Source organism: Pseudoxanthomonas broegbernensis, from assembly GCF_014202435.1.
Lineage (GTDB): Bacteria > Pseudomonadota > Gammaproteobacteria > Xanthomonadales > Xanthomonadaceae > Pseudoxanthomonas > Pseudoxanthomonas broegbernensis.
Map to the genome: position 1 here is coordinate 1 of NZ_JACHGU010000002.1, position 25,406 is coordinate 25,406.

A 25,406-nucleotide genomic window follows, 5' to 3' on the forward strand; every position below is an offset into this window, starting at 1 on the left:
TGGACGAAGCGCGCGGCCGCGCGCATCGGCCCGACGGTATGCGAGGAACTGGGCCCGATGCCAATCTTGAACAGGTCGAACGTGCTGACGGCCATCGCGAGGGATCGGGAGGCGATCGCCGAAGTGTATTTGTTTCGCGTGCAACCGGCATGGTGCGCTGCGGAATGCGGCTGGGCTACCGTGTCGGCTGGCCCGCCACGGAAACCCGGATGTCCCGCTACGCCCTCTACCAACGCGACGACTGCCACCTGTGCGACCAGGCGCTGGCCCTGCTCGCCCAGGCACGCCTGCCCGAGCCGGACAGCGTCTTCATCGACGGCGACCCTTCGCTGGAGGCCCGCTACGGCCTGAGGGTGCCGGTGCTGCGCGACGTCGCCACCGGCGCCGAGCTGGATTGGCCGTTCGCCGCGGAGGCGGTGCGGCAGTGGCTGGAATGAGCGCCGGCTGGGCGCCGCTGCTGGCCGCGCTGGGCGGCCTGGCCAGCGGCGCGGCGGCAGGCGGCGACGTGGACCTGGCCAAGTCCGCGCGTACCGGCAGCGCTTCGGAATGGGCCGGGCGCCGGGTCGGCGACGTGCTGGATCCCGACGCCATCGTCCGGGTGGTGCTGCTGAAGGCGATCACCAGCACCACGGCCGACCGCGACCTGGCCAACATCAGGCGGATCCTGCGGGATGCGGCCGCCCAGGCGTTCCTGGACGCGCCGGCGCCCCCCGCGCCGCTGCGCCTGGGCCACGACGACAGCACCTGGGAAGCGGTGGTCCTGACCGGCGACGGCGCGGTGTACGGCTTCGCCGCCGGCGGTGACCGTGCCTGCCTGCGCGGGGCGGACGGCCGGGGCGGCTGCTTCGCGCTGCCGCCGCCCAGCCCCTAGGAGCGGCGGCCGGGCGCCGGCAGGCCGGCAGCGGGCCGGCGCCCGCGCTGCCGGTTTCTACAGGGCTTTCAGAAGCACGCGGGTGCTGATGTTGACCTCGTTGGGAATGGCCGCGGTGTCGGACCAGTCGCCGTCGCCCACGCCGAAGTCCAGCCGCTTGACCACCGCCTTGCCGCTGAGCACCGGCTGCGCGCCGCCGCTCCAGCCGAAGGTCAGGGTCACCGGCTTGCGCACGCCACGCAGTTCCAGGGTGCCGTCGGCGGCGTACTGGCCATCGGCCAGCTTGCGGAAGCCGCTGGCGGTGTAGCGGGCCTGGGCGAACCGGGCGATGTCGAAGAAGTCGGAGGTCTTGAGCGTGGAATCGCGATCGTCGTTGCCGGTGGCCGCGCTGGACAGGGCGATGGTCACGTCCAGGCTGCCCGCTTCCGGCTTGGCCGGGTCGAAGCTGACCTTGGTGTCGAAATCGGAGAAGCGGCCGGTGAACAGCTCGCCGTCGTAGCGGCTGGCGAAGACCAGGGTGGAGCCGGCGGCCTGGACGTAGTCGGCGGCGTGCGCGGTGGGGGCGGCCAGCATCGCCGCCAGCGCGGCGGCGACGGCGGCGGGCGTGGTGAGCTTGACGGTCATGCGGAGTCCTCGTTTCGTGGGGGAGAGATCCAGCGGCGCGGCAGCATCCGCGCCAGGGTGGCGTCGCGCTGGACGAAATGGTGGTGGAGCGCGGCGCCGGCATGGGCCAGCACCAGCGCGATCAGCAGCCAGAACAACCATTCGTGCGTGCTGTGCGCCGTGCTGGCCAGGGCCTCGTCCGGCGCGGCGAGCTTGGGCACTTCGGCCAGGCCGAACCAGCGGAACGGGCGCAGCCCGCTGGCCGAGTCGTACAGCCAGCCCGACAGCGGCATGGCCAGGATCAGCAGGTAGATCGCGCCGTGCGTGGCCGAGGCCATCCACGCCTGCCAGCGCGGCGTACCCGGTACCGGCTTGGGCGCGCCGGCGTACAGCCGCCAGCCGATCCGCGCCAGCACCAGCGCCAGCACGGTCAGACCCAGCGATTTGTGCGCGGTGTACACCCAGAAGTACTTCGGCGTGCGCGGCAGCTCGCCCATCACCAGCCCCACGGCGCCGATCGTCAGGATCAGCACGGCGATGGTCCAGTGCAGGAACTGGCTGACGCCGCCCCAGCGGTCGGCGGTGTTCTTCAGGTTCATGGCAGGGTCGGCTCCTGGCGGGCGGGCTGGGACGGATCGCAAACGCACTCGGCGGGTGGGTCGGAAACGGGAGCGGGCTCGTCGCCGGGGTCGCTCCATTCCGGAAGGGCTGCGCTTTCCGCGTGGCCGTCCTGGCCGCCGGACGCGCCGCGCGCGCGTACCGCCTCGGCCTCGATCCGCAGCTCAACGCGCTCGCCGATCATCGACGGCCAGGCGTCGATGCCGAACGCGCTGCGTTCCAGCACCGCGGTGGCGGAGAAGCCCGCCACGCGGCGGAACGGCGGCAGCGGATGCCGCCTGAGCGCGTTGAACCTGACTTCCAGCGGCAGTTCGCGGGTGACGCCGTGCAGGCTCAGGCGGCCGTGGACGATGAACCGGTCCGGGGCGAGCGGTTCGACCCGCTCGGAGACGAAGCGCGCCAGCGGCCAGCGCTGGCCGTCGAGCAGGTTGCGCGCCAGCGCCGCGCGGTTCCATCCCGCATCGCCCAGGTCCAGGCGCTGCAGCGGCACGGTCACGTCCAGGCGCGCGCCGGTCCAGTCGTCCGGGTCGAACTCCAGCGTGCCGGTGCTGCCCGACACCGTGCCCAGCGCCTGCGAGAAGCCGGCGTGCCACACCGCGAACTGCACCCGCGTGTGGACCGGGTCCAGTTCGTAGCGCGCCGGTGCGGCCCCCGCGCGCGGCATGGCGGCCGCGCACAACGTGAACATCGCCGCGGCCGCGGCCCCCGCCGCACGGTGGCGGCGGGCGGGCGGGGGGCTCCGGCGGGGCAGGCGGGCACGCATGGCCGGCATTCTAGGCATACCCGCGATAATGGCCCGGCTTGCGCCTGCAACGAACCGTTGCGAGGATTCGAGCGGACAGGGGGAGAGGGGACGGCGATGCGGCGCTGGCTGTGCGTGTGGTTCGTTCTGGCATCGTTCGGCGTCCACGCGGCGGTGCCCGAAATGCCCAGGTTCCGCGTGCTCGGCCCCGGCGACGGCCTGCCGGCCACCACCGTCACCTGCCTGGCGCGCGACCGCGACGGCTATCTGTGGGCGGCGACCTGGGACGGGCTGGCGCGCTACGACGGCATCGGCTTGCGCGTCTGGCGCCACGATCCCGACGACCCGGCCTCGCTTCCGGGCAACGTGCTGCAGGCGCTGTACGTGGACGGGCGCGACCGCGTCTGGGTCGCCAGCGAAAGCGGCGGCGTGAGCGTGATGGAGTCCGGCCGCACCGCGTTCCGCCATTTCCGCAAGGCCGACCATCCGGCCATGGAGAGCGACGACGTGTTCGCCGTGGCCGGCTATGGGGACGACGTCTGGTTCGGCACCTACGGCGGCGGCCTGTACCGGATCGGTGCGGACGAGCGGGTGGAACGCCTGCGGGCCGGCGTCGCGGACGTGGACGCGGCGATGGACAAGGCGATCCTCGCGCTGGCGTTCGACCCGGCCGGCAATGCGCTGGTGGCCACGCTGCGGGGCCTGGTGCGGCGCGACGGCGGCGATGGCCGGATGCTGCGCGTGCCGCTGCCCGGCCCCCATCCGTGGGCGCCGGTGGTATCGCTGTGGCGCGATGACGCGTCGACCTGGGTGGGCACCCCGCGCGGCCTGTTCCGCCTGCACGATGGCGGCACCTGGGATGCGCCGGACTGGGCCGCGGACTTCGCCGCGCGCCGCGCGGTCACGGCGATGAGCGAGGACGGCCGGGGCGGCCACTGGATCGCCACCCGCGACGGCCTGTGGCATGCGCCGGCGGGCGGCGCGCCGGAGCCGGTGCTGCACGAATCCAAGGCGCTGGGCATCAACAACATCGTCCAGGCGCTGCTGTACCAGGACGATGGCGGCCTGTGGGTCACGCTGCCGTCGCGCGGCCTGGGCTACCTGCGCGCGGACTGGCGGCGCACCGCCGTACTGGGCGAGGCCCAGGGCCTGCGCGGCGGCCTGTACCGCGGCATCGCCCGGGCCAGGAAAGGAGGGGTCTGGCTGGCCGGCAGCACCGGCATCCTCGAACACCTGGACACGGCCAGCGGCAAGGCCGTTCAGCGGCCGGAGCTGCCGCCCTTGCGCGAACGCAGCCGCCTGCGCGCGGTGCTGGAGGACCGCTACGGGCAGGTGTGGCTGGGCCAGCAGGACGCGCTGACCCGGATCGATGCGCGGGGCCAGGTGCGGGAATGGCAGGTCGAAGACGGCGAGGATGCGATCCCCCGCAATGGAACCCTGGACTGGCTGCTGGAATCCCCGGACGGCTCGCTGTGGCTGGGCAGCGGCGCCGCCGGCCTGCAGCGCCGCGACCTGCGCAGCGGCAAGGTGCTGGAGATGCTGCGCCCGGGCCAGACGCCCGGCCTGGCCAAGGCCGATTTCTCCGCCATGGGCATCGGTCCGGACGGCATGCCCTGGATCGCCGAGGACCGCCGGCTGCTGCGCTGGGACCCGGCCAACCGCGCCTTCGTCGCGCTGCCCGGGATGGTGCCGGCGGATGTGCCGGTGCTGGCCTTCGCTTTCGACGGGCGCCACCGGCTGTGGCTGCAGAGCCTGGCCGGCCTGGAACTGTGGGTGTGGACGGACGATGCCTGGACGCGGATGGCGCGGCTGGGGCCGGCCGAGGGCATCCCCGCCACCGAGGCCACCGGCCTGGTGGTCGATGCCCGGCACCGGGCATGGCTGGCCACGCGCCGCGGCCTGTTCCGGGTGGAGCCGCCGGACCATGGCCGGGCGGCCTCGGTACGCGGGTTCGGCGTGCGCGAAGGCTTGCCCAGCCAGGAATTCGCCGAGCGCGCGCTGGTCCTGGACGCCACCGGCGTGCTGGTGGCCAGTACCGGCGACGGCTCGCTGCTTTTGCTCGATACCCGCATGCACGACCCGGTCCGGCCGGTGCCGCGGGTGATGGTGGACGCGGTGCGCGTGCGCCGCGGCGAGCGCCTGCTGGAACTGCCGGCGAGCGGCGGCTTCGAGCTGGAGCCGGGCGATAGCGAGATGAGGGTGAGCACCCGGCTGCTCGTGTTCGACGACCCCGATTCCAACCGCTACCGGTCGCGCCTGCTGGGCTTCGACACCGACTGGTACGAAGGGCCGGGGGGCGAGCGGGTCTTCTCGCGCCTGCCGCCGGGGGCCTACCGCCTGCAGTTGCAGGCCTCCGGCGGTGCGGACCAGCCGTGGTCGCCGGTGCACGAACTGGCGTTCCGGGTATCGCCGCCGTGGTGGCGCAGCGGCTGGGGCCTGCTGGCCCTGGCCGTGGTCGCGGCGCTGCTGCTGGGCGGCGCCGCCCTGGTCTATCGAAGCCGCCTGCGCCGCCGCAACCAGTGGCAACTGGCCGTGCACAAGCAGGAACTGGCCGAGCAGGCCTCGCAGGCCAAGAGCCGGTTCCTGGCCACCCTCGGGCACGAGATCCGCACTCCGATGACCGGCGTGCTCGGCATGAGCGAGCTGCTGCTGGACAGCCGCCTGGAGCCGCGCGAGCGCGGCTACGTCGAGTCCATCCGCCGCGCCGGCGAGCACCTGCTGCGGCTGGTCAACGACGCTCTGGACATGGCCCGGATCGAGGCCGGCAAGCTGGAGCTGGACGACCAGCCGTTCGAACTGCGCGCACTGGTGGGCGAGGTGGCCGCGCTGATGGCGCCGGGCGCCGAGCAGCGCGGCCTGGCCTTCCACGTGCGCATCGCCGAGGACGCGCCGCACGGCCTGCGCGGCGATCCGGTGCGGGTCTGCCAGATCCTGCTCAACCTGGTCGGCAATGCGATCAAGTTCACCGACCATGGCGAAGTGGTGCTCGGGGTGGCCGCCGGTGCCGGCGGCGGCGTGGTGTTTGCGGTGCGCGACACCGGGCCGGGCCTGAACGAGGAGCAGAAGGAACGCCTGTTCCGCCGCTTCGAGCAGGCCGATGGCGCGCGCACCAGTGCCCGCTACGGCGGCAGCGGCCTGGGCCTGGCGATCTGCCAGGAACTGGCGGCGGCCATGAACGGGCGCGTGGAGGTGGACAGCATGCTGGGCCGCGGCACCGTCTTCCGCGTGGAACTGCCGTTGCCGGAGGCCGAGGTGGTCGCCACGGTGCCGCGCACCGCCGACCGCGGTACCCGCCACCTGGACCTGCTGCTGGTGGAGGACGATCCCGACGTGGCCGAGGTCGTGGCCAGCCTGTTGCGCGCGCAGGGCCATCGCGTGGCCCATGCGCCGCACGGCCTGGCCGCGTTGGGCAACGTGGCGGTGGCGCGGTTCGACCTGGCCCTGCTGGACCTGGACCTGCCGGGCATGGATGGGCTGGCGCTGGCGCGGCAACTGCGCGCCCAGGGATTCGCGCCGCCCTTGCTGGCGGTCACCGCGCGCGCCGACGTGGACGCCGAGCAGCAGGCGCGCGCGGCGGGTTTCGACGGCTTCCTGCGCAAGCCGGTGACGGGCCAGATGCTCGCCGCCGCCATCGACGCCGTGCTGCCGGAAGTGGTGGCCGGATGAAGCGGCGCCGGCCGTCGGCGCGATAGCCGCGGCCCGGTGGCGGCGGTCCTCGCTTGGCGCCCGCCGGAGCGACGCGGGCGGACCGCCCCCGGCCGCACGCCTTCTCCGTGGAGGCCGGCGCGGGGAGGTCAGCGCGCGCTGTGCGCGTGTACCGCCTCGACCAGCGCGGCCACGTGCTCGGGGTTCATGTCCGGCGACATCCCGTGGCCGAGGTTGAACACGTGGCCCTCGCGCGAGCCGCCGTTGCCGGCGGCGTAGTCGTCCAGCACGCGCGCGGCCTCGCCGGCGATGACCCGCGGATGGGCGTACAGTGTGGCCGGGTCCAGGTTGCCCTGCAGCGCGACGCGGCCGCCGACGCGGCGTGCGGCCTCGTCCAGGCCGACCAGCCAGTCCACGCCCACCGCGTCGGCGCCGCTGGCGGCCAGCGCCTCCAGGTGCGGCGCGTTGCCCTTGCCGAACAGGATGAGCGGCGCGCGCGCGTCGCCTTCGCCCCGGTCGAGCTCGCGCGCGATGCGCTCCAGGTAGGGCAGCGAGAACTGGCGGTACAGCGCGGGCGACAGCACCCCGCCCCAGGTGTCGAACACCTGCAGTGCCTGCGCGCCTGCCACGCGCTGCGCCGACAGGTAGGCGATCACCGCGTCGGTGATCGTGCCCAGCATGCGGTGCAGCAGTTCCGGGCGGTCGAAGGCCATGGCCTTGATTCGGGCGTAGTTGTCGCTGCCGCCGCCCTCGACCATGTAGCAGGCCAGGGTCCACGGGCTGCCGGAGAAGCCGATCAGCGGCACCTTGCCGCCCAGTTCGCGGCGGATGGTGCGCACTGCGTCCATCACGTAGCGCAGTTCGGTCTCCATGTCCGGCACCGCCAGGCGGGCCACGTCGGCCTCCTCGCGTACCGGGCGCTCGAACTTGGGGCCTTCGCCTTCCACGAAGTACAGGCCCAGGCCCATCGCATCGGGCACGGTGAGGATGTCGGAGAACAGGATCGCCGCGTCCAGCGGAAAGCGCCGCAGCGGCTGCAGGGTCACCTCGCAGGCAAGCTCGGGGTTCTTGGCCATGGCCAGGAAGCTGCCGGCGGCGGCGCGGGTGGCGCGGTACTCGGGCAGGTAGCGGCCGGCCTGGCGCATCAGCCAGACGGGGGTGCGGTCCACGGGCTGCCGGCGCAGGGCGCGCAGCAGGCGGTCGTTGGCGAGGGTGTCGGACACGGTCTACCTATACGGGGGAGGGAAGGCGGGCCGCCGCAGCGGGTTATTTTATTTCGGCGCCTCGGCGCCGCTGACGAACATCACCTGGTAGCCGCGTTTGAGCTGGCCGTCGCGGGCCTTCTCGAACGCGGCGGTGGCCTCGGCCTGCAGCAGGTACTGCTCGCGGCGCAACTGCGACCTGCCGCCGACCTGGCCGCTTTCGCGCAGCAACTCCCAGCCGCCGAACAGGTCCGGCTGCAGGGTCAGTTGCAGATAGCGGGGAGCCTCGCCCGGGGGCGGGCGCTGCTGCAGGAGGATGCGCATGGGCCGTGATTGTAGCCGGCCGTGGCCCGGCCGCTCAGGCGCGCCCGCGGAAGCTGCGCCGCCAGGCCGAGGGCGACACGCCCAGCGCCGCGGAAAAGCGCAGGCGCAGCGACGCGGCGCTGCCGAACCCGGCCTGCGCGGCCACCCGCTCCAGCGGCGCGCCGGTTTCCTCCAGCAGGCGCTGCGCCCGCACCAGCCGCTGGTGCGCCAGCCACTGCAGCGGGCTGCTGCCGGTGGCCTGGCGGAAGCGCCGGGTGAAGGTACGCCGGCTCATCAGCGCGCGCGTGGCCAGGGCATCCACGTCCAGCGGCGTGTCCAGGTGCGCCAGGGCCCAGGCCAGCACGGCGTCCAGGCGCGCGTCGCCGGCGTCGGCCGGCAGGGGCTGCTCGATGTATTGCGCCTGCCCGCCTTGCCGGTGGGGGGCCACGACCATGCCGCGCGCGATGCGGCCGGCCACGGCCGCGCCGTGCCACTGCCGCACCAGGTGCAGGCAGCAGTCGATGCCGGCGGCGGTGCCGGCCGAGGTGAGCACGTCGCCGTCGTCCACGTAGAGCACGTCCGGTTGCAGGCTTACCCGCGGGTGGCGCCGGGCGAAGGCCTCCATCGCCGCCCAGTGGGTGGTGGCCGGGCGCCCGTCCAGCAGGCCTGCGTCGGCCAGCACGAAGCTGCCCAGGCACAGGCCGACCAGCCGTGCCCCGCGCGCGTGGGCGCGGCGCAGCGCCCGGCACAGCGCCGGCGGCGCGGGCTCTTCCGCGCCGTGCCAGCTCGGCACGACCACGATGTCGGCGCGGTCCAGGGTGCGCAGGCCGTGCCTCACGTGCAGGCCGAAGCCGGCGTCGGTGCGCAGCGTTCCCGGCTCGGGGGCGCACACGCGCAGGTCGAAGACGGGCGCGCGCCGGGTCGCGTGCCCGTCGAGCACCATGCACGGCACCGACAGGTGGAACGGGCTGATCCGGTCGAAGGCGACCACGGCGACGCGAGGCAGGGCCATGGCCCGATACTAGCGAATATTGGCGTTCGGGCCACTCGTAGCCCGGTCCGGCGCGGACGAGAATCGCCGCAACTTCCCCGTTGGAGCCTTGCCGATGCCCCGCCGCGCCCTGCTGGTGATCGACGTCCAGAACGAATATTTCGACGGCGTCATGCCCATCGCCCATCCCCCCGTGGCGCAGTCGCTGCCGCGCATCGTCGATGCGATGGAGGCCGCGCGCGCGGCGGGCATCCCGGTCGTGGCGGTGCGGCACGGCACGGTGGAGGGCGCGCCGGCGTTCGCGCCGGGCAGCCATGGCTGGCAACTGCATCCGCAGGTGGAACGGCAGGCCTGCGACCTGCGCCTGGACAAGCGCCAGGCCAGCGCCCTGGCCGGCACGGGACTGGACGACTGGCTGCGCGCGCGAGGGATCGACACCCTGGTCCTGGCCGGGTACATGACCCACAACTGCCTGCTGGCCACCGCCCTGGACGCATCCCAGCGCGGCCTGAGCGTGGAGGTGCTGGCCGATGCCGCCGGTTCGCCGGCCTACGCCAACGCGGCTGGCCGCGCCGGCGCCGAGGAACTGCACCGGGTCGCGCTGGTGGTGCTGCACAGTAACTTCGCCGCCGTGACCGATGCCGAGGGATGGAAGCGGGCGGTGCGCAACGACCGGCGGCTGGTGCCGGACGACGTGGTGCGCTCGCACTTGCGCTCGCGCGCCGCGTAAGGCCGGCAACGCGGCGCCGACGGGCCGCCGCAGGCGGCTCAGCCGGCCAGCACGTCCAGCACCCGGGCCTCGTCCACGCCGGGCACCACCTCGGCGCGGCCGATGCCGCGCCACAGCACCAGGCGCAGGCGGCCGGCCAGGTTCTTCTTGTCCAGCCGCATCCGCGCCAGCAGCGCCTCCGGGGCCAGCCCGGCGGGCAGCGCGGTCGGCAGGCCGTAGGCGTCCAGCAGCGCGCGCAGGCGCTCGGTGTCCGCGTCCGGGGCCATGCCCAGCATCGCCGACAGGCGCGCGGCCAGGACCATGCCCACGGCCACCGCTTCGCCATGGTTGAGCGCGTCGCGACCGTCGCCGGAATAGCCCTGCTCGGCCTCGACGGCGTGGCCGAAGGTGTGGCCCAGGTTGAGCAGGGCGCGCTCGCCCTTTTCCAGCGGGTCGCGCTCCACGATGCCGGCCTTGTGCGCGCAACTGCGGGCGATGGCCTCGGCCAGGGCGTGATCGTCGCTGGCCAGCAGCGCCTCGCGCTCGGCTTCCAGCCACTGGAAGAACAGCGGGTCGCCCAGGGCGCCGTACTTGATCACCTCGGCCAGGCCGGCGCGCAGTTCGCGGGCGGGCAGGGTGCGCAGCGCGGCGGTGTCGGCGATCACCGCGCGCGGCGGATGGAAGGCGCCGACCAGGTTCTTGCCCTGGGGGATGTCCACCGCGGTCTTGCCGCCCACCGAGGAATCGACCATCGACAGCAGCGTGGTCGGCAATTGCACGCAGTCCACCCCGCGCATCCAGCACGCCGCGGCGAAGCCCGCCAGGTCGCCGACCACCCCGCCGCCGAGGGCGTACACGGTGGCATCGCGGGTGGCGCCCAGCTCGGCCAGGGCTTCGATCGCCTCGCCGAAGCAGGCCAGGGTCTTGTGCGACTCGCCGGCGGGCATGACGTGGGTGGCCAGGTGCAGGTCCGGGCGCGCGGCGCGCAGCGCGGCCTCCACCCCGTGCGCATACAGCGGCGCGACGTGGCGGTCGCTGATCAGCAGCGCGTGGCGGCCACGCGCCTGCGCCGCCAGCCGCGCGCCGTCGCCCAGCAGGCCGGGGCCGATCTCGATCCGGTAGGGGGCCGCGCCGCCGACGTCGACCGTGCTGATCGCGCTCATGCCGCCGCCCCGCTCATGCTCCAGCGCTCGGCCAGCAGCATGCCCAGGCGCACGGCCGCCTCGCTGGCGGTCAGGTGGTCGGTCTCCATCACCAGGTCGGCCACTTCGCGGTACAGCGGTTCGCGGAATTCGGCCAGGTCGCGCAGCACCTGCTCGCGGTCGCCGCGCTGCAGCAGCGGGCGGGTGCGGTCGCGGCCCAGGCGGCGCAGTTGCGAGTCCAGGTCCGCGCTGAGGTAGGCCACGAAGCTGCGCGCGCGCATCAGCCGGCGGTTGCCGGCGTCGAGGACCGCGCCGCCGCCGGTGGCGACCAGCCGTCCTTCGCCGGCCAGCAGTTCGGCCAGCGCGCCGCTCTCGCGCTCGCGGAAGCCGGATTCGCCCACGTGCTCGAAGATCGCGGCGATGGTGGCGCCGGTGCGCTGCTCGACGAAATGGTCGGCGTCGACGAAATCCAGGCCGAAGCGTTCGGCCAGGCGTCGTCCGATCGAGGTCTTGCCGGCGCCCATCGGGCCGACCAGCACGAGATTGGGTGCGGGATTCATGGGTGTGGATGCTAGCACCGCGGTCGCATCCAGCGGCATTGGTCACCCCTGCAACGAAGCCCGCGCCCGGCGCGCGCGGCCGTGCCGTGGCCTTAACGCGCCGCCGGCGATGCTGGCGCTCCACGGCGCGTGGCGCCATACAGCGGAGATGGATATGTCGGTCGCGAAAGTCATCGAGATCAGCGCGTCCTCCAAGACCAGCGTCGAGGATGCGGTGAAGACGGGATTGAGGAAGGTCGCCGAGACCGTGCAGGGCATCCAGGGCGCCTGGATCAACGAGACCAAGGTCGAGACCGATGCTCAGGGCAACGTGCTCGAGTGGCGGATCAACATGCGGGTGACCTTCGTCGTGCAGTAGCGCGTCCGAGCGCCGCGCCGGCCGCCGGCGCGGTTCAGTCCGGTTCGCCCGAAAGCTGCTGCAGTTCCAGCGAGATCATCAGGTGCAGCTCGTCCAGGGTGCGATCGGGCAGGCGGTCGCAGTGGTGCAGGTGGATGTCCATCAACGTGGCGACCAGGTCGCTCATCACGTCGGGGTCGCGGCTCCAGGCCATCGTCACCGCCGCCTGGGTCAGGCGGTGCCAGGTGTCGGCATCGACGCGGCGCCGATCGTGCGGCGTGGCCCCGCGTGGTACAGCCTCATCCTTGGCGGTTGACGCATGCCTGGGAACAATCGGCATTGCCAGCATCGTGTCCATGGCGCGATGGTGGCGCCGGCCGCCGTGCATCGCCATCGGAATCGTCTGAAAAGCGCGGTTCCTCGACCCGCCGCGCACTCGGCCTGAGGTGGCGGTCAGGGCAGCAGGCCATGGCGGCGCGCGTAGGCGTAGATTTCCAGGTCGTTGCGCAGGCCGAGCTTGGCCATCGCGTCCATCTTCTGGCGGCTCACCGTCTTCACGCTGCGGCTCAGGCGCCGGGCGATCTCCGAGACGGTGAGCCCGGAGGCGAACAGGCGCAGCACCTCGATCTCGCGCCGCGACAGCGATTCGCCCGGGCCGATGCCGCCGCCGTCCGCGCCCATGTCCTCGAACAGCCGGCGGATGCCCGCGCCCAGGTAGGAGCGCCGGTGCGATACCGCGGCCACGGCGAGGGTGAGCTCGGCCAGCGCGTCGGACTTGTTGAGCAAGCCCAGCACGCCGGTGGCCAGGATCGAGCGCAGCACGTCGACGTTGGCGGCCACGGTCAGGACCAGCACGGGCAGTTCCGGCCAGCGCAGGCGCAGGCGGGCGAGCATGCTCAGGCCATCGGCGGTGCCGCCGCCGGGCATGCTGAAATCGGTGATGACCAGGTCGGCCGGCTCGCGCGCGACGGCGGCGAACAGCTCCTCCGCGGTCGCCGCCTCGGCCACGATGCGGACGCGCGCGCTGCCTTCCAGCAGCGAGCGCACGCCGCTGCGCACGACCGGATGGTCGTCGGCGAGGACGATCCGCAGCGGCGCGCCCGGGTCCGGCATCAGGCGTCCTCCGCGTCGCGGCCGGCGGGCGGCGGGGCGAGCCGGCCGGCGAGGCGTTCCAGTTCTTCCAGCCGCCGCGCCAGCGCATCGCGGTGCGCACGGTTGCCGGCGCGGGACGGGCCTTCGCCGCCCTCGCCGCCGAGCAGGCGCAGGGCGCCGTCGATGCGGTGCAGCAGCTCGCGCTGGCGGACGCGGGTGCCGGTGTCCAGGGCCCGGTCCAGTTCGGCCAGGTCCCGGCGCCCGGCATCGAGCAGTTGCCGCAGCATCCGCGCGGCGAGTTGCTGCGAGCCGAAGGCTTCGACCAGGCGGTCCAGCCGCGGGCCGTCCGCCGCGCCGGCCGGTGCCGGCCCGGTTTCCGGCTTTGGCCGCACGGGGCCGGCGTCGCCGGGCGGGCCGAGGTGCCGCAGCAGTTCGTGCCGCAGTTCGTGCAGGTGCACGGGCTTGCCCAGGAAGCCGTCCATCCCGCACTCGGCGCAGCGGTGCAGGGGGTCGTGGGCCGCGCTGGCCGACAGCGCCACGATCGGCAGGCGCGCGCGTCCGTCGCGTTCGCCGTCGCGGATGCGGCGCGCCAGCGCATAGCCGTCGAGCACCGGCATGTGGCAGTCGGTGAGCAGCAGGTCGAAATGCCCGCGCGCCAGCATCCGCAGCGCCTGCTCGCCGTTCTCCGCCAGGGCGTGGCGGTAGCCCAGCCGCTGCAGTTGGCTGGAGATCACCGCACGGTTGATCGGCTGGTCCTCGGCGACCAGGATGCGGTGCGCGGCCTGGCCGCGGGGCGGATCGGCGCGGACCCTCCCCCGGGAACGGGGCGGCTTGGAACGCTGGAGCGTGGCGGCCGGCTGCCGCGCTTGGACCGGCAATGGTGCGGCGCTAACGGGTTCGGAGGTTCGCGGCGCGGCCGGCCCATGCATCCTCCGCGGACCGGGGGCGGCGACATGCGGCCTGTGCGGGAAGGCCGCCGTGGCCGGCTGGGGACCGGTTCCGGGGGAAAGCCGTTGCCTGCGCAGGAAATGGACCAGGGGGGCGAACATGCCCAGGACGAGCAGCCCGGCCAGCCAGGGCGCGGGAAGCCATGGCGCCGTGCCGACGGCCAGGCCCACGGCCGCCAGCGCTCCGGCTGTCAGCCACGCGCAGGCCGCCAGGGCCGGGCGTGGTGGTGCGCGCGTGGACCGCGGGGTTGGGCGGGATGGACTGCGTTCCATCAGGGCGGCTCCAGTTCATGTCGGCCGGGTCACGGCTGCCATGAGACTTTCGTCGCAAAATACACGCCAAATCCTGCCGCGGCGATTGCGCGGTGCGGGCTGGGCGGCGGAATGACGTCCGGGCGGGGGGCCCGGACGGGCCGCGGCCGTGCTGCATCGGGGGAGCGAGGCAGGACGGCGGGTTGCGGCCAGAGGGGTTTGGACACGTTGCCCGACGGCGCTGCGCGACCGTGGCCTGCCCGGCCGGCTGGCCGATCGCGCGCATCCAGGCGTTGCGAATCTCCCATGCCGGAAATCTGCCGCCGGATGGCCGCCGCGCCAATGAGACATGTCTGAAAAAACCGGGAAGCGGCAGGTGCGGGCCCGCATTTCAGTCTCCCCCGGGCCGCGCCCGCACCGATTGCGGGAGCCTGCGCGCATCCAGGACCACGCGGGTGTCGGCGATGCCGGGCAGGGTGCGCAGCGCCTGCCGGCTGACCCGCTCGTAGTGCTGGATGAAGCGCTCCAGCCGCGCGCGGTCCATGCCCGCGCGTCCGGCCTGGGCCGCCTGCAGCGCCCGTTCCTGCTGCCAGCGCCATTCGCGCACCGCCTCGAAGCCGGGCGGCTGCAGGAACCAGAGGACATCCACCCGCGACCACAGCGGCGGGTAGTCGCGGCCGAGCGCGGCGTTGCAGAAGCGGCGCCATCGGCCATCGGCGTCCTCCTCGCGTTCCAGCGCGTTGAGCGGGGCATCCAGGGCGCGCTCCGGTTGCGCCGGGACGCACAGGCACCAGCCTTCCAGCACCAGCAGGTCCAGCGGGCGTGGAGGGCGTGGCCAGTCCCGGGGCGGCAGGCGGTCGTCGCCCAGCTTGTCGAAGCGCGGCAGCGCCCGGGTTCGGCCATCGCGCAGCGCATCGACGGTCTCCAGCGCCAGGGCCACCTCGTGGGTGCCCGGCGGCCCGCGGGTGGCCAGCAGCGGATGCACCTTGCGGGCCAGGGCCCGGCGCTGCGCGGCGGTCAGGTAGAAATCGTCCAGCGAAACGGCGGCGGCGCAAAGCCCCGTGGCTGCTGCAACGGCCACTACTTGTGCGGCCAGGGTGCTCTTGCCGCTGCCCTGCAGCCCGCCGATGCCGAGCACGCGCATGCCCTCGCCCGCCCGTACGCCGCTGGATTCCAGCGCCTGGCGGGCGAGCGCGGCGGGGAAGCCGGTGGGCGAGGGATTGAGCATCGGTCCACAATACGTGCCCCCTTCGTGCCTGTGGAGCGCCCCCGATGACCGACCCGGTGTACGCCGAAGCCCTGGAGACCTTCGGCCGGTTGTTCGAGCGGGCGCGGGGGCTGGCGGCGGAGATCGAGCCCAATGCCATGACCGTGGCCACCGCCACGCCGGACGGGCGGCCCTCGGCGCGCACGGTGCTGCTGAAATCCTTCGACGCGCGCGGCTTCGTGTTCTATACCCATTTCGACAGCCACAAGGGCCGCGAACTTCAGGCCAATCCGCGCGCGGCGCTGCTGCTGCTTTGGCGCAGCATGGGCGAGGCCGGGGTGCAGGTGCGGGTGGAGGGCGCGGTGGAGCCAGTGGAGGCGGCCGAGGCCGACGCCTACTTCGCCGGCCGGCCGCGGCTGAGCCAGCTCGGCGCCTGGGCCTCGAAGCAGTCGGCGACGCTGGAGTCGCGCGAGGCGTTCGAGGCGGCATTGGCGCGGGCGGAAGCGCGGTTCGAAGGCCTGCAGGTGCCGCGCCCGCCGGGCTGGGGCGGACTGCGGGTGGTGCCCGAGGCGATGGAGTTCTGGTACGGCGCGGGCTTCCGCCTGCACGAGCGCTGGCGCTATGAGCGCGATGCCGGCGGCGCCTGGTCGAAGCGGATGCTGCAACCCTGAGCCTGCGACGGTGGCCGGCTCGCCGGTGCCGGATGGTCCCGCATCGTCGTGACCAGCACGCGCGCCGCTAGGCCCGTTCCAGCGCCGCCGCGCCGTCGGCCAGGGCCGGGCCCAGCCAGCAATGCGAGCCGATCGCCGCGAATCCCTCGGCCCGCAGCCGTCGCCGGTACCAGGCGGCGGCGCGGTGCTGGAAGCCTTCGGTGTCGCCTTCGAATTCATCCTCGGCGGCGAAGGTTTCGAGGAAGGCCACGCCACCGCACAGTTCGGCCAGGCCCGGCAGCCCCCGCGCCAGTTCGCGCGTGGGCAGGTAGTGCAGCACGTCGGCGCAGACCAGCAGGTCGACGGGCGCGCAGGGGCGCAGCCAGGCGAAGTCGCCGAATCGCGCCAGGCGCAGGTTGCGGCGCGCGCCATGGCGGGCGATGGCGTACTCGCTGGCGTCGAAGCCCAGGTAGTGCAGCTTCGGCCGCAGCTTCAGCAGCGGCGCGCGCCAGGCGCCCTCGCCGCAGCCGATGTCGAGCGCGCTGCGGATGGGGCGCTCGAGGTAGTACTCGGCGGCCGATACCGCCAGCGCGACCTTGCGCGCCAGCCGGCGCGGATCCTGGATGTTGCGGCCGCGGTACCAGTGCTCGAAGTAGGCGCGGTCGTAGGACTTGGTCATCGGCGGGAAAGGTAGGCAAGAAGGGGGGCGGCGGATCCCGCGCCGGCGTCCGGCCGGCGGCGGCAGGGCGCGATGGCGCGCGCCGACGGTTCGACAGCCCGGGCGCCATCGCCGAGAATCCGCGCACCCCATCCTAGCCGCAGGCCGCCGCGCATGTACGCCACGTATCTCTGGGTGAAGTCGTTCCATCTGCTGTTCGTCGTGGCCTGGATGGCGGCCGTGTTCTACCTGCCGCGCATCCTGGTCAACCTGGCCGAAGCCGGTGCCGAGCCCGCGGTGCGTGCGCGGCTGGTGCTGATGGGGCGGCGGCTGTACCGCTTCGGGCACGTGATGTTCGGCCTGGCGGCGGCGCTGGGGCTGGCGTTGTGGATGGGTTACCGGGTGTTCGATGGGTTCCCGGCCACGGTCGGTTCGCCTGCCGGCTGGATGCACGCCAAGCTGACGCTGGTGGCGCTGCTGCTGGCGCACTACATCCTCGCCGGCCGCTGGCTGAAGGGCCTGGACAAGGGACGCACGCTGCCGGCGGGCAAGGCGCTGCGCCTGTTCAACGAACTGCCGGTGCTGGCGCTGTTGCTGGTGATCTGGCTGGTGCTGGCCAAGCCGTTCTGAGCGCGGCCTGGCCTTTGTAGGAGCGCCTTCGGGCACGGCCGCCATTCCTGTTGGGCCATGCCCCCAGGGCACGACGTCCTTCGGCGGCGCTGGGGTCGCGATTCCGATTGAAGGGCCAAGGTCATCGCCGAGGCGGCAGTGCCTCCGCTTTGCGCTTTGCTGTGTCGGGGAGCGGACAGGGGAGATGCCGCCCTCCGTGCCGGAGGGCGTCGTCCTGGCGCTGCGGGGGCAAGCAGCAGGGAGGGCCGCGTCCGCGAAGCGGGGCAGGATGCCGGCCTGGGCAGTGACCCCCACGGCGACGGGCACCGCCCGAAGCCAGTTCTTTCGCTTCGGTTTACGGTCCCTCCCCCCTGCGCTCCGGGTTCAGCGCTGGCGCATGAAGTCCACCGGCTGCGGCAGTTCCACCGGCACGCCGTTGCGGTCGCAGGTGCCCGCCTCGCACAGCCGCTGGCGCAGCTTCGGCGTGGCCTGGACGATGAAATGGTAGATCGCGTTCTGCTCGACCGTGCCACGGACCGCGGCGCTGCCCGGCCCCCGCGCCCAGATGCCGACATCCTCGCCGCCGTGCGATTCTGACTTCAGCGGCACCAGTGCTTCCTGCAGGTAGTCCGGGTCCTCGGTGTCGATCCCGCCCAGGTCCGGACGTCCGGTCGACGGCTCCATGCTGCTCGGCGCGTGCAGGTGGCGCTTGGGCCCGGCCGGCTGGCGATTGCTGGCGCCAGTGTGGCCGGGGCCGTTGGCGTAGCTGAGGGTGGTGTAGGGCAGGCCGCCGAGGTCGCGGGCGTAGTCGGCCGAACCGCCATCCTCGCCGCCGCCGCGCACCTTGCCCAGGATCGGGTTGCCGCGTACCGGATAGCCGACGAAGTTCAGCGTGTGCGAATGGTCGGCGGTGACCAGGATCAGCGTGTCCCGCGCCGACGTCATCTCCGCCGCCGTGCGCACCGCCTCGGACAGGGCGATGGTCTCGTCCAGCGCGCGGAACGCATTGCCTTCGTGGTTGGCGTGGTCGATGCGGCCGCCCTCGATCATCAGCACGAAGCCGTTGGGGTCGCGCGACAGCCGCCGGATCGCCTCGGCGGTCAGCTCGGCCAGCGAGGGCTCGGCGTTGCGGTCGCGGTCGTGGTCGTACTGCATGTGGTCGGGCTCGAACAGGCCAAGTACCGCCGGCGCGTCCCTGGCCGCCCGCAACTGCTCGCGGTTCCAGACATAGGCGCCGCCCGGGTGCGCGGCCTTCCATTGGGCCACCAGGTCGCGCCCGTCCAGGCGCTGGCCGACCTTGTCGTCGTACTCGGGATCGCGCTCCTCGACCGTGGTGAATTCGCCGCGGCCGCCGCCCAGCAGCACCTGCGGGCCGCGGCCGTAGGGCGTGGCCACCATCTGCCGGGCGATGTCGATGCAGCCGGCGGCCACCGCCTCGGGCGGCAGGTCGGTGTCGTTCTCCCAGTTGCGGTCGGGCGCATGCGCCCAGGTCGCGGCCGGGGTGGCGTGGGTCAGGCGCGCGGTGGTGACGATGCCGGTGGCCAGGCCGGCGCTGTCGGCCAGTTGCAGCCAGGTCAGGCGCGCCTGGCCGAGGCTGCCGGCGCAGTCGTCGCGGTCGCCGGCCGAAACCGCTATCGCGCCCATGTGGCTCTTCACCCCGGTGGTGATGGCGGTCATGGTGCCGGCCGAGTCCGGGGTCTGCGAATCGGTGTTGTAGGTCTTGCTGAAGGCGGTGTGGGGGAAGCGCTCCCAGCTCAGCAGGTTCTCCTCGCCCGGGCCGCCGTGGCGCTGGCCCTGGAGGATGCGCGCGGCGGCCACCGTGGTCAGGCTCATGCCGTCGCCGAGGAACAGGATGACGTTCTTCGCCCGCCCGGCCATCGCGCCGTTGGCGGCGGCCCTGGCCGCGCCGCCGCGGTACCACCATTGCGGGGTCTCGCCGGCCGGGTGGGCCACGGCCGCCACGGGCACGGCGATGGCCGCGGAAGCCGCGTCCGCAGGCGCGGGGGCGGGCGCTTCGCCGGAACTGGCGCAGGCGGCGAGCACGGTGGCGCACACGGCGGCCAGGAGCGGGAAGGGCGGGAAGGCAGTGGGGCGGCGCATCGCGGCTCCGGCATGGTCCGCGGGGAGCGGCCGGCGCCCGGGCATGCCGCCGCGAGCGCCACGTCCGCACGCCGGCGGCGTGGTGGAGGTGAGCGATGATTATGCGGCCGCGCGCAAGTCATGCCGATGACCGCATGCCGTTCCGGCGCTGCCGTCGCCAGCGCTGCCGGGCCGGGGTATCGTGCCGTCTTTCGCAGTTCCCGGATCGACGATGAGACTGGTTTCGGCCTGGCTGGCCATCCCCTTCTGGCAGCGCGTGCTGGCCGGCTTCGTCCTCGGCGGGCTGGCCGGGTGGCTGGCCGGGCCGGCGGCGCAGACCTGGTTCGGGCCGCTGGGCACGGTGTACGTGACCCTGATCCGGATGATCGCGGTGCCGCTGGTGCTGTTCGCGGTGGTCAACGCGGTGGCCTCGCTGCACGGGCAGAAGTCGATGGCCGCGCTGGGCGGGCGCACCTTCATGTGGTTCGCCGTCACCGCCGCGCTGGCGGTGTGCGTGGGCCTGGCGGTGGGCCTGGTACTCGAGCCGGGCCATGGCCTGAGCGGCCTGGAGATGGCCGCCGACTACAGCGTGCGCGAGGTGCCCACCCCGGTGCAGGTGCTGCTGGACGTGGTGCCGTCCAACCCGTTCGCGGCGCTGGCCGAGGGCAAGATCCTGCAGGTGATCTTCTTCGCCGGCCTGCTCGGTTTCGCCCTGGTCAGGCTGGGCGAGCGCACCGCGCGGCTGCGCGCGCTGGCCGGCGAGGCCAGCGAGGCGATGATCCAGGTCACGCGCTTCGTGCTGGAGATGACCCCGCTGGGCACCTTCGGCCTGATCGCCGCGCTGGTGGGCAGCTACGGCTTCGAGAAGCTGGTGCCGCTGGGCAGCTTCGTGTTCGCCCTGTACCTGGCCTGCGCGCTGCACATCGTGCTGACCTACGGCGGGCTGCTGCTGGCACATGGGCTCAACCCGCTGCGGTTCTTCCGTGGCGCGGCACCGGGCATGCAGGTGGCCTTCGTCAGCTCCTCCAGCTTCGCCTCGCTGCCGGTGGCGCTGCGCAGCGCCACCCACAACCTGGGCGTGGACAAGGACTACGCCGCCTTCGCCGTGCCATTGGGCGCCAGCATCAAGATGGACGGCTGCGGGGCGATCTACCCGGCGCTGACCAGCGTGTTCGTGGCCCAGTACTTCGGCCTGGACCTGTCGGCGAACCAGTATTTCGTGATCCTGCTGGCCTCGGTGCTGGGCAGCTTCGGCACCGCCGGGGTGCCGGGCACGGCCATCGTCATGGTTACCCTGGTGCTCAGCGCGGCGGGCCTGCCGCTGGAGGGCATCGGCTACCTGGTGGCGATCGACCGGGTGCTGGACATGATGCGGACCATGACCAACGTGACCGGGCAGATGCTGGTGCCGGTGCTGGTGGCCAAGGAGACCGGGCTGCTGGACCGCGAGGTGTACGAGCGCGCCTCCAGCAACGTCGGCCTTGAGGACGCGGTGTCGTAGGCGCGCGCGCAGCGGCGCGGGCAAAGCGAAAGGGCCGCCTTGCGGCGGCCCTTCGTGCGTCGCACCGGGCGAGGGCAGTGATCAGAGGTCGACCCGGCGCGCCTGCATGAAGCGGTTGCCCCAGTAGCCCGAGGCCAGGCTGTCCATGCGCACGTCCTTGCCGCGGCTGGGCGCGTGCAGGAACTGGCCGTCGCCCACGTAGATGCCGACGTGGTTGACCCGGCCGCGCAGGCCGAAGAACACCAGGTCACCCGGGGTGAGCAGGCTGCGGTCGCGGATCAGCTCGGCGTCGGGCTTGGTGGCCATCTCGCGCGAGACGCGCGGCAGTTCGATGCCCAGGGCGTTGCGGAACACGTAGCCGACCAGGCCGCTGCAATCGAAGCCGCTGTCCGGGGAGTTGCCGCCCCAGCGGTAGGGCGTGCCCAGCAGCGACATGGCCGCCTTGAGCACCTGCTGGACGCCGCTTTCGGGCGCGGCGGGCGAAGTGGACCCGTGCGTGCGCGCCGGGACGGCCTGGGTGAGGTCGTAGGCGGCCAGCAGCCGGCTGATGTCGCCGGCGAACATCGCCGAGCGGTCCAGCAGCGGCAGGTTGTCGCTGCCGGCCAGGTGCGGCAGCAGCGCGGCCAGGGTGGCGCTGGCGGCGGCGTCGGCCTTCTGGCGCAGGCTGGGCGGGGCCGGCGGGGCCGGCGCGGTGGTGGGCTTCGCCACCGGCACCTGCACCACCTCCACCGGCGGCAGGGCCGGGGCTACCGCGACCGGTTCGGCGGCGGCGATGGTTTCGGGTTCGATCGCCGCCGGTTCCGGCGCGGCCAGCAGCGGCGCGCCGGGCAATGCCAGCAGCAGCGGAAGCAGCACGCGCAGGATCGGGCGCGGGCGGACTGGGGCGGTGGCCTGCGGGCCTGGGGTCAGGTCTCGGATCGTCACGCGGCAGTCACGAAAAATGATCGGGCGATCATGCCGGCTCCGCATTGGCGGAATGTTTAAAAATTGTTAAAAAACAGTGTGCCAGGGGCCTGGGAGCGGAGTCGATTCAGCGCAGGACGCGCCTGGCGCCGGTGTAGTGGTCGCGCCAATACGCGCCGTCCAGCCGGTCCAGGCGGACCGTCCCGCCGCTGCTGGGCGCATGCACGAAGCGGCCTTCGCCGACGTAGATGCCGACGTGGCTGACGTCGCCGCCACGGCCGAAGAACACCAGGTCGCCGGTTGCCAGCCGGTCCTGGGCCAGGCGCGGGCCCTGCAGGGCGGCCAGTTCGCGCGAGCTGCGCGGCAGGCGCAGGTCGAGCATGTCGCGATAGACGTAGTTGACCAGGCCGCTGCAGTCGAAGCCCGAATCCGGGGTGTTGCCGCCATAGCGGTAGGGCGTGCCCACCAGGCTCAGGGCGCGCAGGGTCACGGCATTGGCCGAGGCCGGGTCGGCCGGCGCGGTCCGCGGCCAGTCCCGGGCGGCGGGAGCGGCCGGGCGCACGGCCGGACCGCCGCCGCAGCCGGCCAGCAGGGCCAGCAGCAGCGCGGCCGTCGCCCGGGCCGGAACTGGCACGGCCGGGAAAGGGACAGGATAATGCGGCGCTTTCCTCACGGCGGCCATCATGGCCGCAGACCCCCGCGGCCGACAAGCCGTCCACCCGCTGCCCGCCGGCAGCCTCTTCCGAGTTGCGCATGAAGATCGAGAAAGACCGCGTCGTCCGTTTCCACTACACCGTCTCCGAGGTCGGCCAGGAGCCGCTGGAGTCCTCCCGGGACCGCGACCCGATCGCGATCCTCGTCGGCCACGGCAACATCATCCCGGGCCTGGAGGCGGCGTTGCAGGACAAGGCCGCCGGCGAGAGCTTCGGCGTGGACGTGCCGGCCGCCGAGGCCTACGGCGAGCGCCGCGAGGGGCTGGAGCAGCGCATTCCCAAGAAGCATTTCGGCACGACCCGGCTGCAGCCGGGCATGCAGGTGGCGCTGCAGACCAACTTCGGCCCGCGCGCGGTGACCGTGGTCAAGGTCGGGCACAGCGTGGTCGACGTCGACCTCAACCACCCGATGGCCGGCAAGGACCTGCACTTCGACGTGGAGGTCGTCGAGGTGCGCGAGGCCAGCGCCGAGGAGATCGAGCACGGGCACGTGCACGGCGACGGCGGCCACGACCACTGAACCCGGCGTCCGGGCGGTGACGGCCGGCGGCCCGCCTCGGCGGGCCGTCTTCGTTTCCGCGCATCCTTCCGCGCTGGCCGCCGCCGATGCCGCCATGCGGTTCCCGCGCAGGCGCACGGCCCGCCTGCCCCGGGCCCGGTTCCCGTGCGATGCCTAAGCGTGCCGATGCGGCGCCCCGGGACGGTATTGCTAGAATCAGGTGCGATCCGCCCGCGGCCACTCCGCGGTCGGGCACCTCACCACGGAGTCTTCATGGTCTGGAATACCCCCGGCAAGGGCGGCGACAATCCTGGCGGCCAGCGCCGCAATCCCTGGCCGCCGCGCCGGCCCTCGGGCGGAGGCGGTCCGGGCGACGTCCTGGCGCGGCTGCGCGACATGCTCGGCGGCGGCGGGAGCGGCGGCGGCATCGGCCGCTGGGTCCTGCTGGGCGTGGCCTTGCTGGTGCTGCTGAGCAGCTTCCAGCTCGTCGGCGAGCAGCAGCGCGGCGTGGTCCTGCGCTTCGGCCAGTTCGCCCGGGTGATGCAGCCCGGCCCCAACCTGAAGTGGCCGTGGCCGATCGAACGGGTGATCAAGGTCAACGCCACCCAGATCAAGACCTTCAGCAACACCGTGCCGGTGCTCACCCGCGACGAGAACATCGTCAACGTGGCCATGAACGTGCAGTACCGGGTCGGCGACCCGCGCCTGTACCTGTTCGGTTCGCGCAACGCCGACCGGGTGCTGGAGCAGGTGGCGCAGAGCGTGGTCCGCGAGCAGGTAGGCCGCGCCACCCTGGATACGGTGCTGGGCGCCCGCGGCCCGCTGTCGGTCAGCGCGGCGGGGCAGTTGCAGGCGTCGCTGGACGCCTACCGCACCGGCCTGGTGGTCACCGAACTGAACCTGCAGGACGCGCGCCCGCCGGAGGAGGTCAAGCCGGCCTTCGACGAGGTCAACAGCGCCCAGCAGATCAAGGACCAGTTGATCAACGAGGCCCGCGCCTACGCGGCCAAGGTGGTGCCCGAGGCGCGCGGCGAGGCGGCGCGCAGGCGCACCGTGGCCGAGGGCTACAAGGCGGCCAAGACCGCGCAGGCCGAGGGCGACGTGGCCCGCTTCGACCTGCTGCGCGACGAGTACCGCGCCGCGCCGGAAGTCACCCGCAAGCGCCTGTGGCTGGAGACGGTGCAGGACGTGCTGTCGCGCAACCGCAAGGTGGTCGGCGGCGACAGCCGCCAGTTGCTCTACCTGCCGATGCCCGGCGCCGGCAACGCCGTGGCGCCGATCCCCGGCGCGGCCGAGGCCCTGCTCCCGGCGATCGAGAGCAGCCCCGAACCCCTGCGCAGCGGTAACCGCGATCCGCAGCGCGGCGGTCGCGAGGAGGTGTCCCGATGAAGTACCCGCTCTGGATCGCACTGGCCATGGCCGGCCTGCTCGGCCTGCTCGGCTCGGTCTACGTGGTGCGCGAGGACCAGGTCGGCCTGGTCCTGAACCTGGGCCGGGTGGCCCGCACCGACATCGGGCCCGGCCTGCACCTGAAGTGGCCGCTGGTGGAGACGGCGCGGGTGTTCGACCGCCGCTTCAGCCTGGTCGACTTCTCCCCCGAGCGCTACCTGACCTCCGAGCGCAAGGACGTGGCGGTGGACTTCGTGGCCATCGGCTACATCGACGACGTGCGCGCCTTCTACCGCGCCACCGGCGGCGACGAGATCGCCGCCGCGGACCGCCTGGCGCCGATCATCAAGGATTCGCTGCGCAACGAGATCAACGCCCGCACCCTGACCCAACTGGTGTCCGGGGACCGCAGCGAGGTGATCGCCAAGCAGTTGGAAGGCATCAACCGCGGCGCGATCACCCTGGGCATGCGCATCGTCGACATCCGCCTCAAGCAGATCGACCTGCCCACCGACAGCGACGTGATCAAGCAGGTCTACGACCGCATGCGCGCCGAGCGCAAGCAGGTGGCCAGCGCGCTGCGCGCCGAGGGCGAGGAGCAGGCGCGCACCGTGCGCGCGCAGGCCGACCGCGACCAGGCGGTGATCGTGGCCGAGGCCGAGCGCGACGCCCAGCGCCTGCGCGGCGAAGGCGACGCCCAGGCCGCGCGGCTGTATGCGCAGGCGGCCAATGCCGACCCGTCCTTCTACGCGTTCTACCGCAGCCTGGAGGCCTATCGCGCCGCGTTCGCCGACGGCCAGGGCGTGATCGTGCTCGACCAGGACGATCCTTTCCTGCAGTACATGAAGAACGACCGCTGATGCCCGCCGAGCTGGTCTCGGCGCTGTGCCTGGTGGTGGTGATCGAGGGGTTGTTCCTGTTCACGGCGCCGGCGCTGTGGCGGCGGACCATGGAGCAGTTCCTGTCGCGTCCGCCTTCCAGCCTGCGCCGGCTGGGGGCGGGGATGCTCGTCGTCGGCCTGGCGGCGCTGTGGTGGTCGCGGACGTGAGCCGTCGCCGGTTGCCGGGCGCGCGCAAGCGGCGTCCTGGCGAGGGCGCGCCGGGTGGCCTAAGCGATTGATCGATAAGCATCGTTCAGCGCGCGGGCTTGCCCGCCGGCCTGTCCGGCGGGTACACTCCGCGCCC

Annotated in this window: 29 protein-coding genes; 12 read left to right on the top strand and 17 right to left on the bottom strand. The window is 73.2% G+C overall.

The window, feature by feature from the left end; genetic code table 11:
- On the bottom strand, nt 1-95 hold a 95-nt coding region (locus tag HNR76_RS03460), incomplete at its 3' end, for a serine dehydratase beta chain (protein WP_183982109.1).
- 114 nt (nt 96-209) lie between these two features.
- On the opposite strand from HNR76_RS03460, the gene HNR76_RS03465 reads away from it, so the two are divergent.
- Together HNR76_RS03465 and HNR76_RS03470 are read left to right on the top strand one after the other, a co-directional pair.
- The gene (locus HNR76_RS03465; RefSeq protein ID WP_162312328.1) at nt 210-437 is read left to right on the top strand and encodes a glutaredoxin family protein; all 228 of its coding nucleotides are present in this window, start codon (nt 210-212) and stop codon (nt 435-437) included.
- Nucleotides 434-871, top strand: coding sequence for a hypothetical protein (locus HNR76_RS03470; RefSeq protein WP_162312329.1), 438 nt, complete (start codon nt 434-436; stop codon nt 869-871). The genes HNR76_RS03465 and HNR76_RS03470 overlap by 4 nt, the downstream gene beginning before the upstream one ends.
- A gap of 57 nt (nt 872-928) precedes the next feature.
- Here HNR76_RS03470 and HNR76_RS03475 read toward each other — a convergent pair whose 3' ends face one another.
- Genes HNR76_RS03475 through HNR76_RS03485 form a run of 3 tightly spaced genes read right to left on the bottom strand, consistent with a single transcriptional unit; the run spans nt 929 to nt 2,780 of the window.
- Nucleotides 929-1,495 (bottom strand): YceI family protein, encoded by a 567-nt coding sequence (locus HNR76_RS03475; RefSeq protein WP_162312330.1) that lies wholly within the window; start codon nt 1,493-1,495, stop codon nt 929-931.
- Nucleotides 1,492-2,073: a cytochrome b gene (locus HNR76_RS03480; protein ID WP_162312331.1), complete on the bottom strand. Its 582-nt coding sequence runs from the start codon at nt 2,071-2,073 to the stop codon at nt 1,492-1,494. The genes HNR76_RS03475 and HNR76_RS03480 overlap by 4 nt, the downstream gene beginning before the upstream one ends.
- Nucleotides 2,070-2,780 (bottom strand): YceI family protein, encoded by a 711-nt coding sequence (locus HNR76_RS03485; protein WP_162312332.1) that lies wholly within the window; start codon nt 2,778-2,780, stop codon nt 2,070-2,072. Before HNR76_RS03485 ends, HNR76_RS03480 begins: the two co-directional genes overlap by 4 nt.
- A gap of 237 nt (nt 2,781-3,017) precedes the next feature.
- Here HNR76_RS03485 and HNR76_RS03490 point away from each other — a divergent pair, with 237 nt between their 5' ends.
- Nucleotides 3,018-6,500, top strand: a complete 3,483-nt coding sequence (locus tag HNR76_RS03490; protein ID WP_246429002.1) for a hybrid sensor histidine kinase/response regulator — start codon at nt 3,018-3,020, stop codon at nt 6,498-6,500.
- Nucleotides 6,501-6,628: 128 nt separating this feature from the next.
- Here HNR76_RS03490 and hemE read toward each other — a convergent pair whose 3' ends face one another.
- From hemE to HNR76_RS03505, 3 genes are read right to left on the bottom strand one after another with little or no spacing between them, the layout of a single operon-like run.
- Nucleotides 6,629-7,702: a uroporphyrinogen decarboxylase gene (hemE, locus tag HNR76_RS03495; protein ID WP_162312211.1), complete on the bottom strand. Its 1,074-nt coding sequence runs from the start codon at nt 7,700-7,702 to the stop codon at nt 6,629-6,631.
- Nucleotides 7,703-7,750: 48 nt separating this feature from the next.
- Entirely contained in the window at nt 7,751-8,005 is a 255-nt protein-coding gene (locus tag HNR76_RS03500) for a WGR domain-containing protein (protein WP_162312212.1), read from the bottom strand.
- Nucleotides 8,006-8,039: 34 nt separating this feature from the next.
- Nucleotides 8,040-8,996, bottom strand: a complete 957-nt coding sequence (locus tag HNR76_RS03505) for a GlxA family transcriptional regulator (RefSeq protein WP_162312213.1) — start codon at nt 8,994-8,996, stop codon at nt 8,040-8,042.
- Between the two features lie 94 nt (nt 8,997-9,090).
- Between HNR76_RS03505 and HNR76_RS03510 the strand changes: the two genes are divergently transcribed.
- Entirely contained in the window at nt 9,091-9,705 is a 615-nt protein-coding gene (locus tag HNR76_RS03510; RefSeq protein WP_162312214.1) for a cysteine hydrolase family protein, read from the top strand.
- Nucleotides 9,706-9,743: 38 nt separating this feature from the next.
- Here the strand turns inward: HNR76_RS03510 and aroB are convergent, their stop codons facing one another.
- Nucleotides 9,744-10,847: a 3-dehydroquinate synthase gene (gene aroB, locus HNR76_RS03515; RefSeq protein WP_162312215.1), complete on the bottom strand. Its 1,104-nt coding sequence runs from the start codon at nt 10,845-10,847 to the stop codon at nt 9,744-9,746.
- Nucleotides 10,844-11,386, bottom strand: coding sequence for a shikimate kinase (locus HNR76_RS03520; protein ID WP_162312216.1), 543 nt, complete (start codon nt 11,384-11,386; stop codon nt 10,844-10,846). Before HNR76_RS03520 ends, aroB begins: the two co-directional genes overlap by 4 nt.
- 154 nt (nt 11,387-11,540) lie before the next feature.
- Here HNR76_RS03520 and HNR76_RS03525 point away from each other — a divergent pair, with 154 nt between their 5' ends.
- The gene (locus HNR76_RS03525) at nt 11,541-11,744 is read left to right on the top strand and encodes a dodecin family protein (RefSeq protein ID WP_162312217.1); all 204 of its coding nucleotides are present in this window, start codon (nt 11,541-11,543) and stop codon (nt 11,742-11,744) included.
- A gap of 34 nt (nt 11,745-11,778) precedes the next feature.
- Here HNR76_RS03525 and HNR76_RS03530 read toward each other — a convergent pair whose 3' ends face one another.
- From HNR76_RS03530 to HNR76_RS03545, 4 genes are all read right to left on the bottom strand, one after another.
- Entirely contained in the window at nt 11,779-12,063 is a 285-nt protein-coding gene (locus tag HNR76_RS03530; RefSeq protein ID WP_162312218.1) for a hypothetical protein, read from the bottom strand.
- A 113-nt stretch (nt 12,064-12,176) separates the two neighbouring features.
- Complete coding sequence (locus HNR76_RS03535) at nt 12,177-12,836, bottom strand: response regulator (protein ID WP_162312219.1); 660 nt, start codon at nt 12,834-12,836, stop codon at nt 12,177-12,179.
- A complete protein-coding gene (locus HNR76_RS03540) occupies nt 12,836-13,693 on the bottom strand; it encodes a response regulator (protein WP_162312220.1) in 858 nt (285 codons plus the stop codon). The genes HNR76_RS03535 and HNR76_RS03540 overlap by 1 nt, the downstream gene beginning before the upstream one ends.
- Nucleotides 13,694-14,405: 712 nt before the next feature.
- Nucleotides 14,406-15,242 (bottom strand): kinase, encoded by an 837-nt coding sequence (locus HNR76_RS03545; protein WP_162312221.1) that lies wholly within the window; start codon nt 15,240-15,242, stop codon nt 14,406-14,408.
- 44 nt (nt 15,243-15,286) lie between these two features.
- On the opposite strand from HNR76_RS03545, the gene pdxH reads away from it, so the two are divergent.
- Nucleotides 15,287-15,892, top strand: a complete 606-nt coding sequence (gene pdxH, locus HNR76_RS03550; protein ID WP_162312222.1) for a pyridoxamine 5'-phosphate oxidase — start codon at nt 15,287-15,289, stop codon at nt 15,890-15,892.
- Nucleotides 15,893-15,959: 67 nt separating this feature from the next.
- Here pdxH and HNR76_RS03555 read toward each other — a convergent pair whose 3' ends face one another.
- The gene (locus HNR76_RS03555; RefSeq protein ID WP_162312223.1) at nt 15,960-16,550 is read right to left on the bottom strand and encodes a class I SAM-dependent DNA methyltransferase; all 591 of its coding nucleotides are present in this window, start codon (nt 16,548-16,550) and stop codon (nt 15,960-15,962) included.
- 153 nt (nt 16,551-16,703) lie between these two features.
- On the opposite strand from HNR76_RS03555, the gene HNR76_RS03560 reads away from it, so the two are divergent.
- Nucleotides 16,704-17,159, top strand: coding sequence for a CopD family protein (locus HNR76_RS03560; RefSeq protein ID WP_162312224.1), 456 nt, complete (start codon nt 16,704-16,706; stop codon nt 17,157-17,159).
- 363 nt (nt 17,160-17,522) lie between these two features.
- Here HNR76_RS03560 and HNR76_RS03565 read toward each other — a convergent pair whose 3' ends face one another.
- A complete protein-coding gene (locus tag HNR76_RS03565) occupies nt 17,523-19,238 on the bottom strand; it encodes an alkaline phosphatase family protein (protein WP_162312225.1) in 1,716 nt (571 codons plus the stop codon).
- A 211-nt stretch (nt 19,239-19,449) separates the two neighbouring features.
- On the opposite strand from HNR76_RS03565, the gene HNR76_RS03570 reads away from it, so the two are divergent.
- Nucleotides 19,450-20,718, top strand: coding sequence for a dicarboxylate/amino acid:cation symporter (locus HNR76_RS03570; protein ID WP_162312226.1), 1,269 nt, complete (start codon nt 19,450-19,452; stop codon nt 20,716-20,718).
- Nucleotides 20,719-20,799: 81 nt separating this feature from the next.
- Here HNR76_RS03570 and HNR76_RS03575 read toward each other — a convergent pair whose 3' ends face one another.
- The gene (locus HNR76_RS03575; RefSeq protein WP_425501838.1) at nt 20,800-21,642 is read right to left on the bottom strand and encodes a C40 family peptidase; all 843 of its coding nucleotides are present in this window, start codon (nt 21,640-21,642) and stop codon (nt 20,800-20,802) included.
- 106 nt (nt 21,643-21,748) lie between these two features.
- The gene (locus HNR76_RS03580) at nt 21,749-22,303 is read right to left on the bottom strand and encodes a C40 family peptidase (RefSeq protein WP_183982166.1); all 555 of its coding nucleotides are present in this window, start codon (nt 22,301-22,303) and stop codon (nt 21,749-21,751) included.
- Nucleotides 22,304-22,374: 71 nt separating this feature from the next.
- Here HNR76_RS03580 and HNR76_RS03585 point away from each other — a divergent pair, with 71 nt between their 5' ends.
- The 4 genes from HNR76_RS03585 (at nt 22,375) to HNR76_RS03600 (ending at nt 25,270) form a co-directional block, all read left to right on the top strand.
- A complete protein-coding gene (locus tag HNR76_RS03585) occupies nt 22,375-22,854 on the top strand; it encodes an FKBP-type peptidyl-prolyl cis-trans isomerase (RefSeq protein ID WP_162312228.1) in 480 nt (159 codons plus the stop codon).
- A gap of 252 nt (nt 22,855-23,106) precedes the next feature.
- Nucleotides 23,107-24,222: an FtsH protease activity modulator HflK gene (gene hflK / locus HNR76_RS03590; RefSeq protein ID WP_162312229.1), complete on the top strand. Its 1,116-nt coding sequence runs from the start codon at nt 23,107-23,109 to the stop codon at nt 24,220-24,222.
- Nucleotides 24,219-25,082: a protease modulator HflC gene (gene hflC / locus HNR76_RS03595; RefSeq protein WP_162312230.1), complete on the top strand. Its 864-nt coding sequence runs from the start codon at nt 24,219-24,221 to the stop codon at nt 25,080-25,082. The genes hflK and hflC overlap by 4 nt, the downstream gene beginning before the upstream one ends.
- Nucleotides 25,082-25,270, top strand: a complete 189-nt coding sequence (locus HNR76_RS03600; protein ID WP_162312231.1) for a DUF2065 domain-containing protein — start codon at nt 25,082-25,084, stop codon at nt 25,268-25,270. Before hflC ends, HNR76_RS03600 begins: the two co-directional genes overlap by 1 nt.
- Nucleotides 25,271-25,406: the final 136 nt, after the last annotated feature.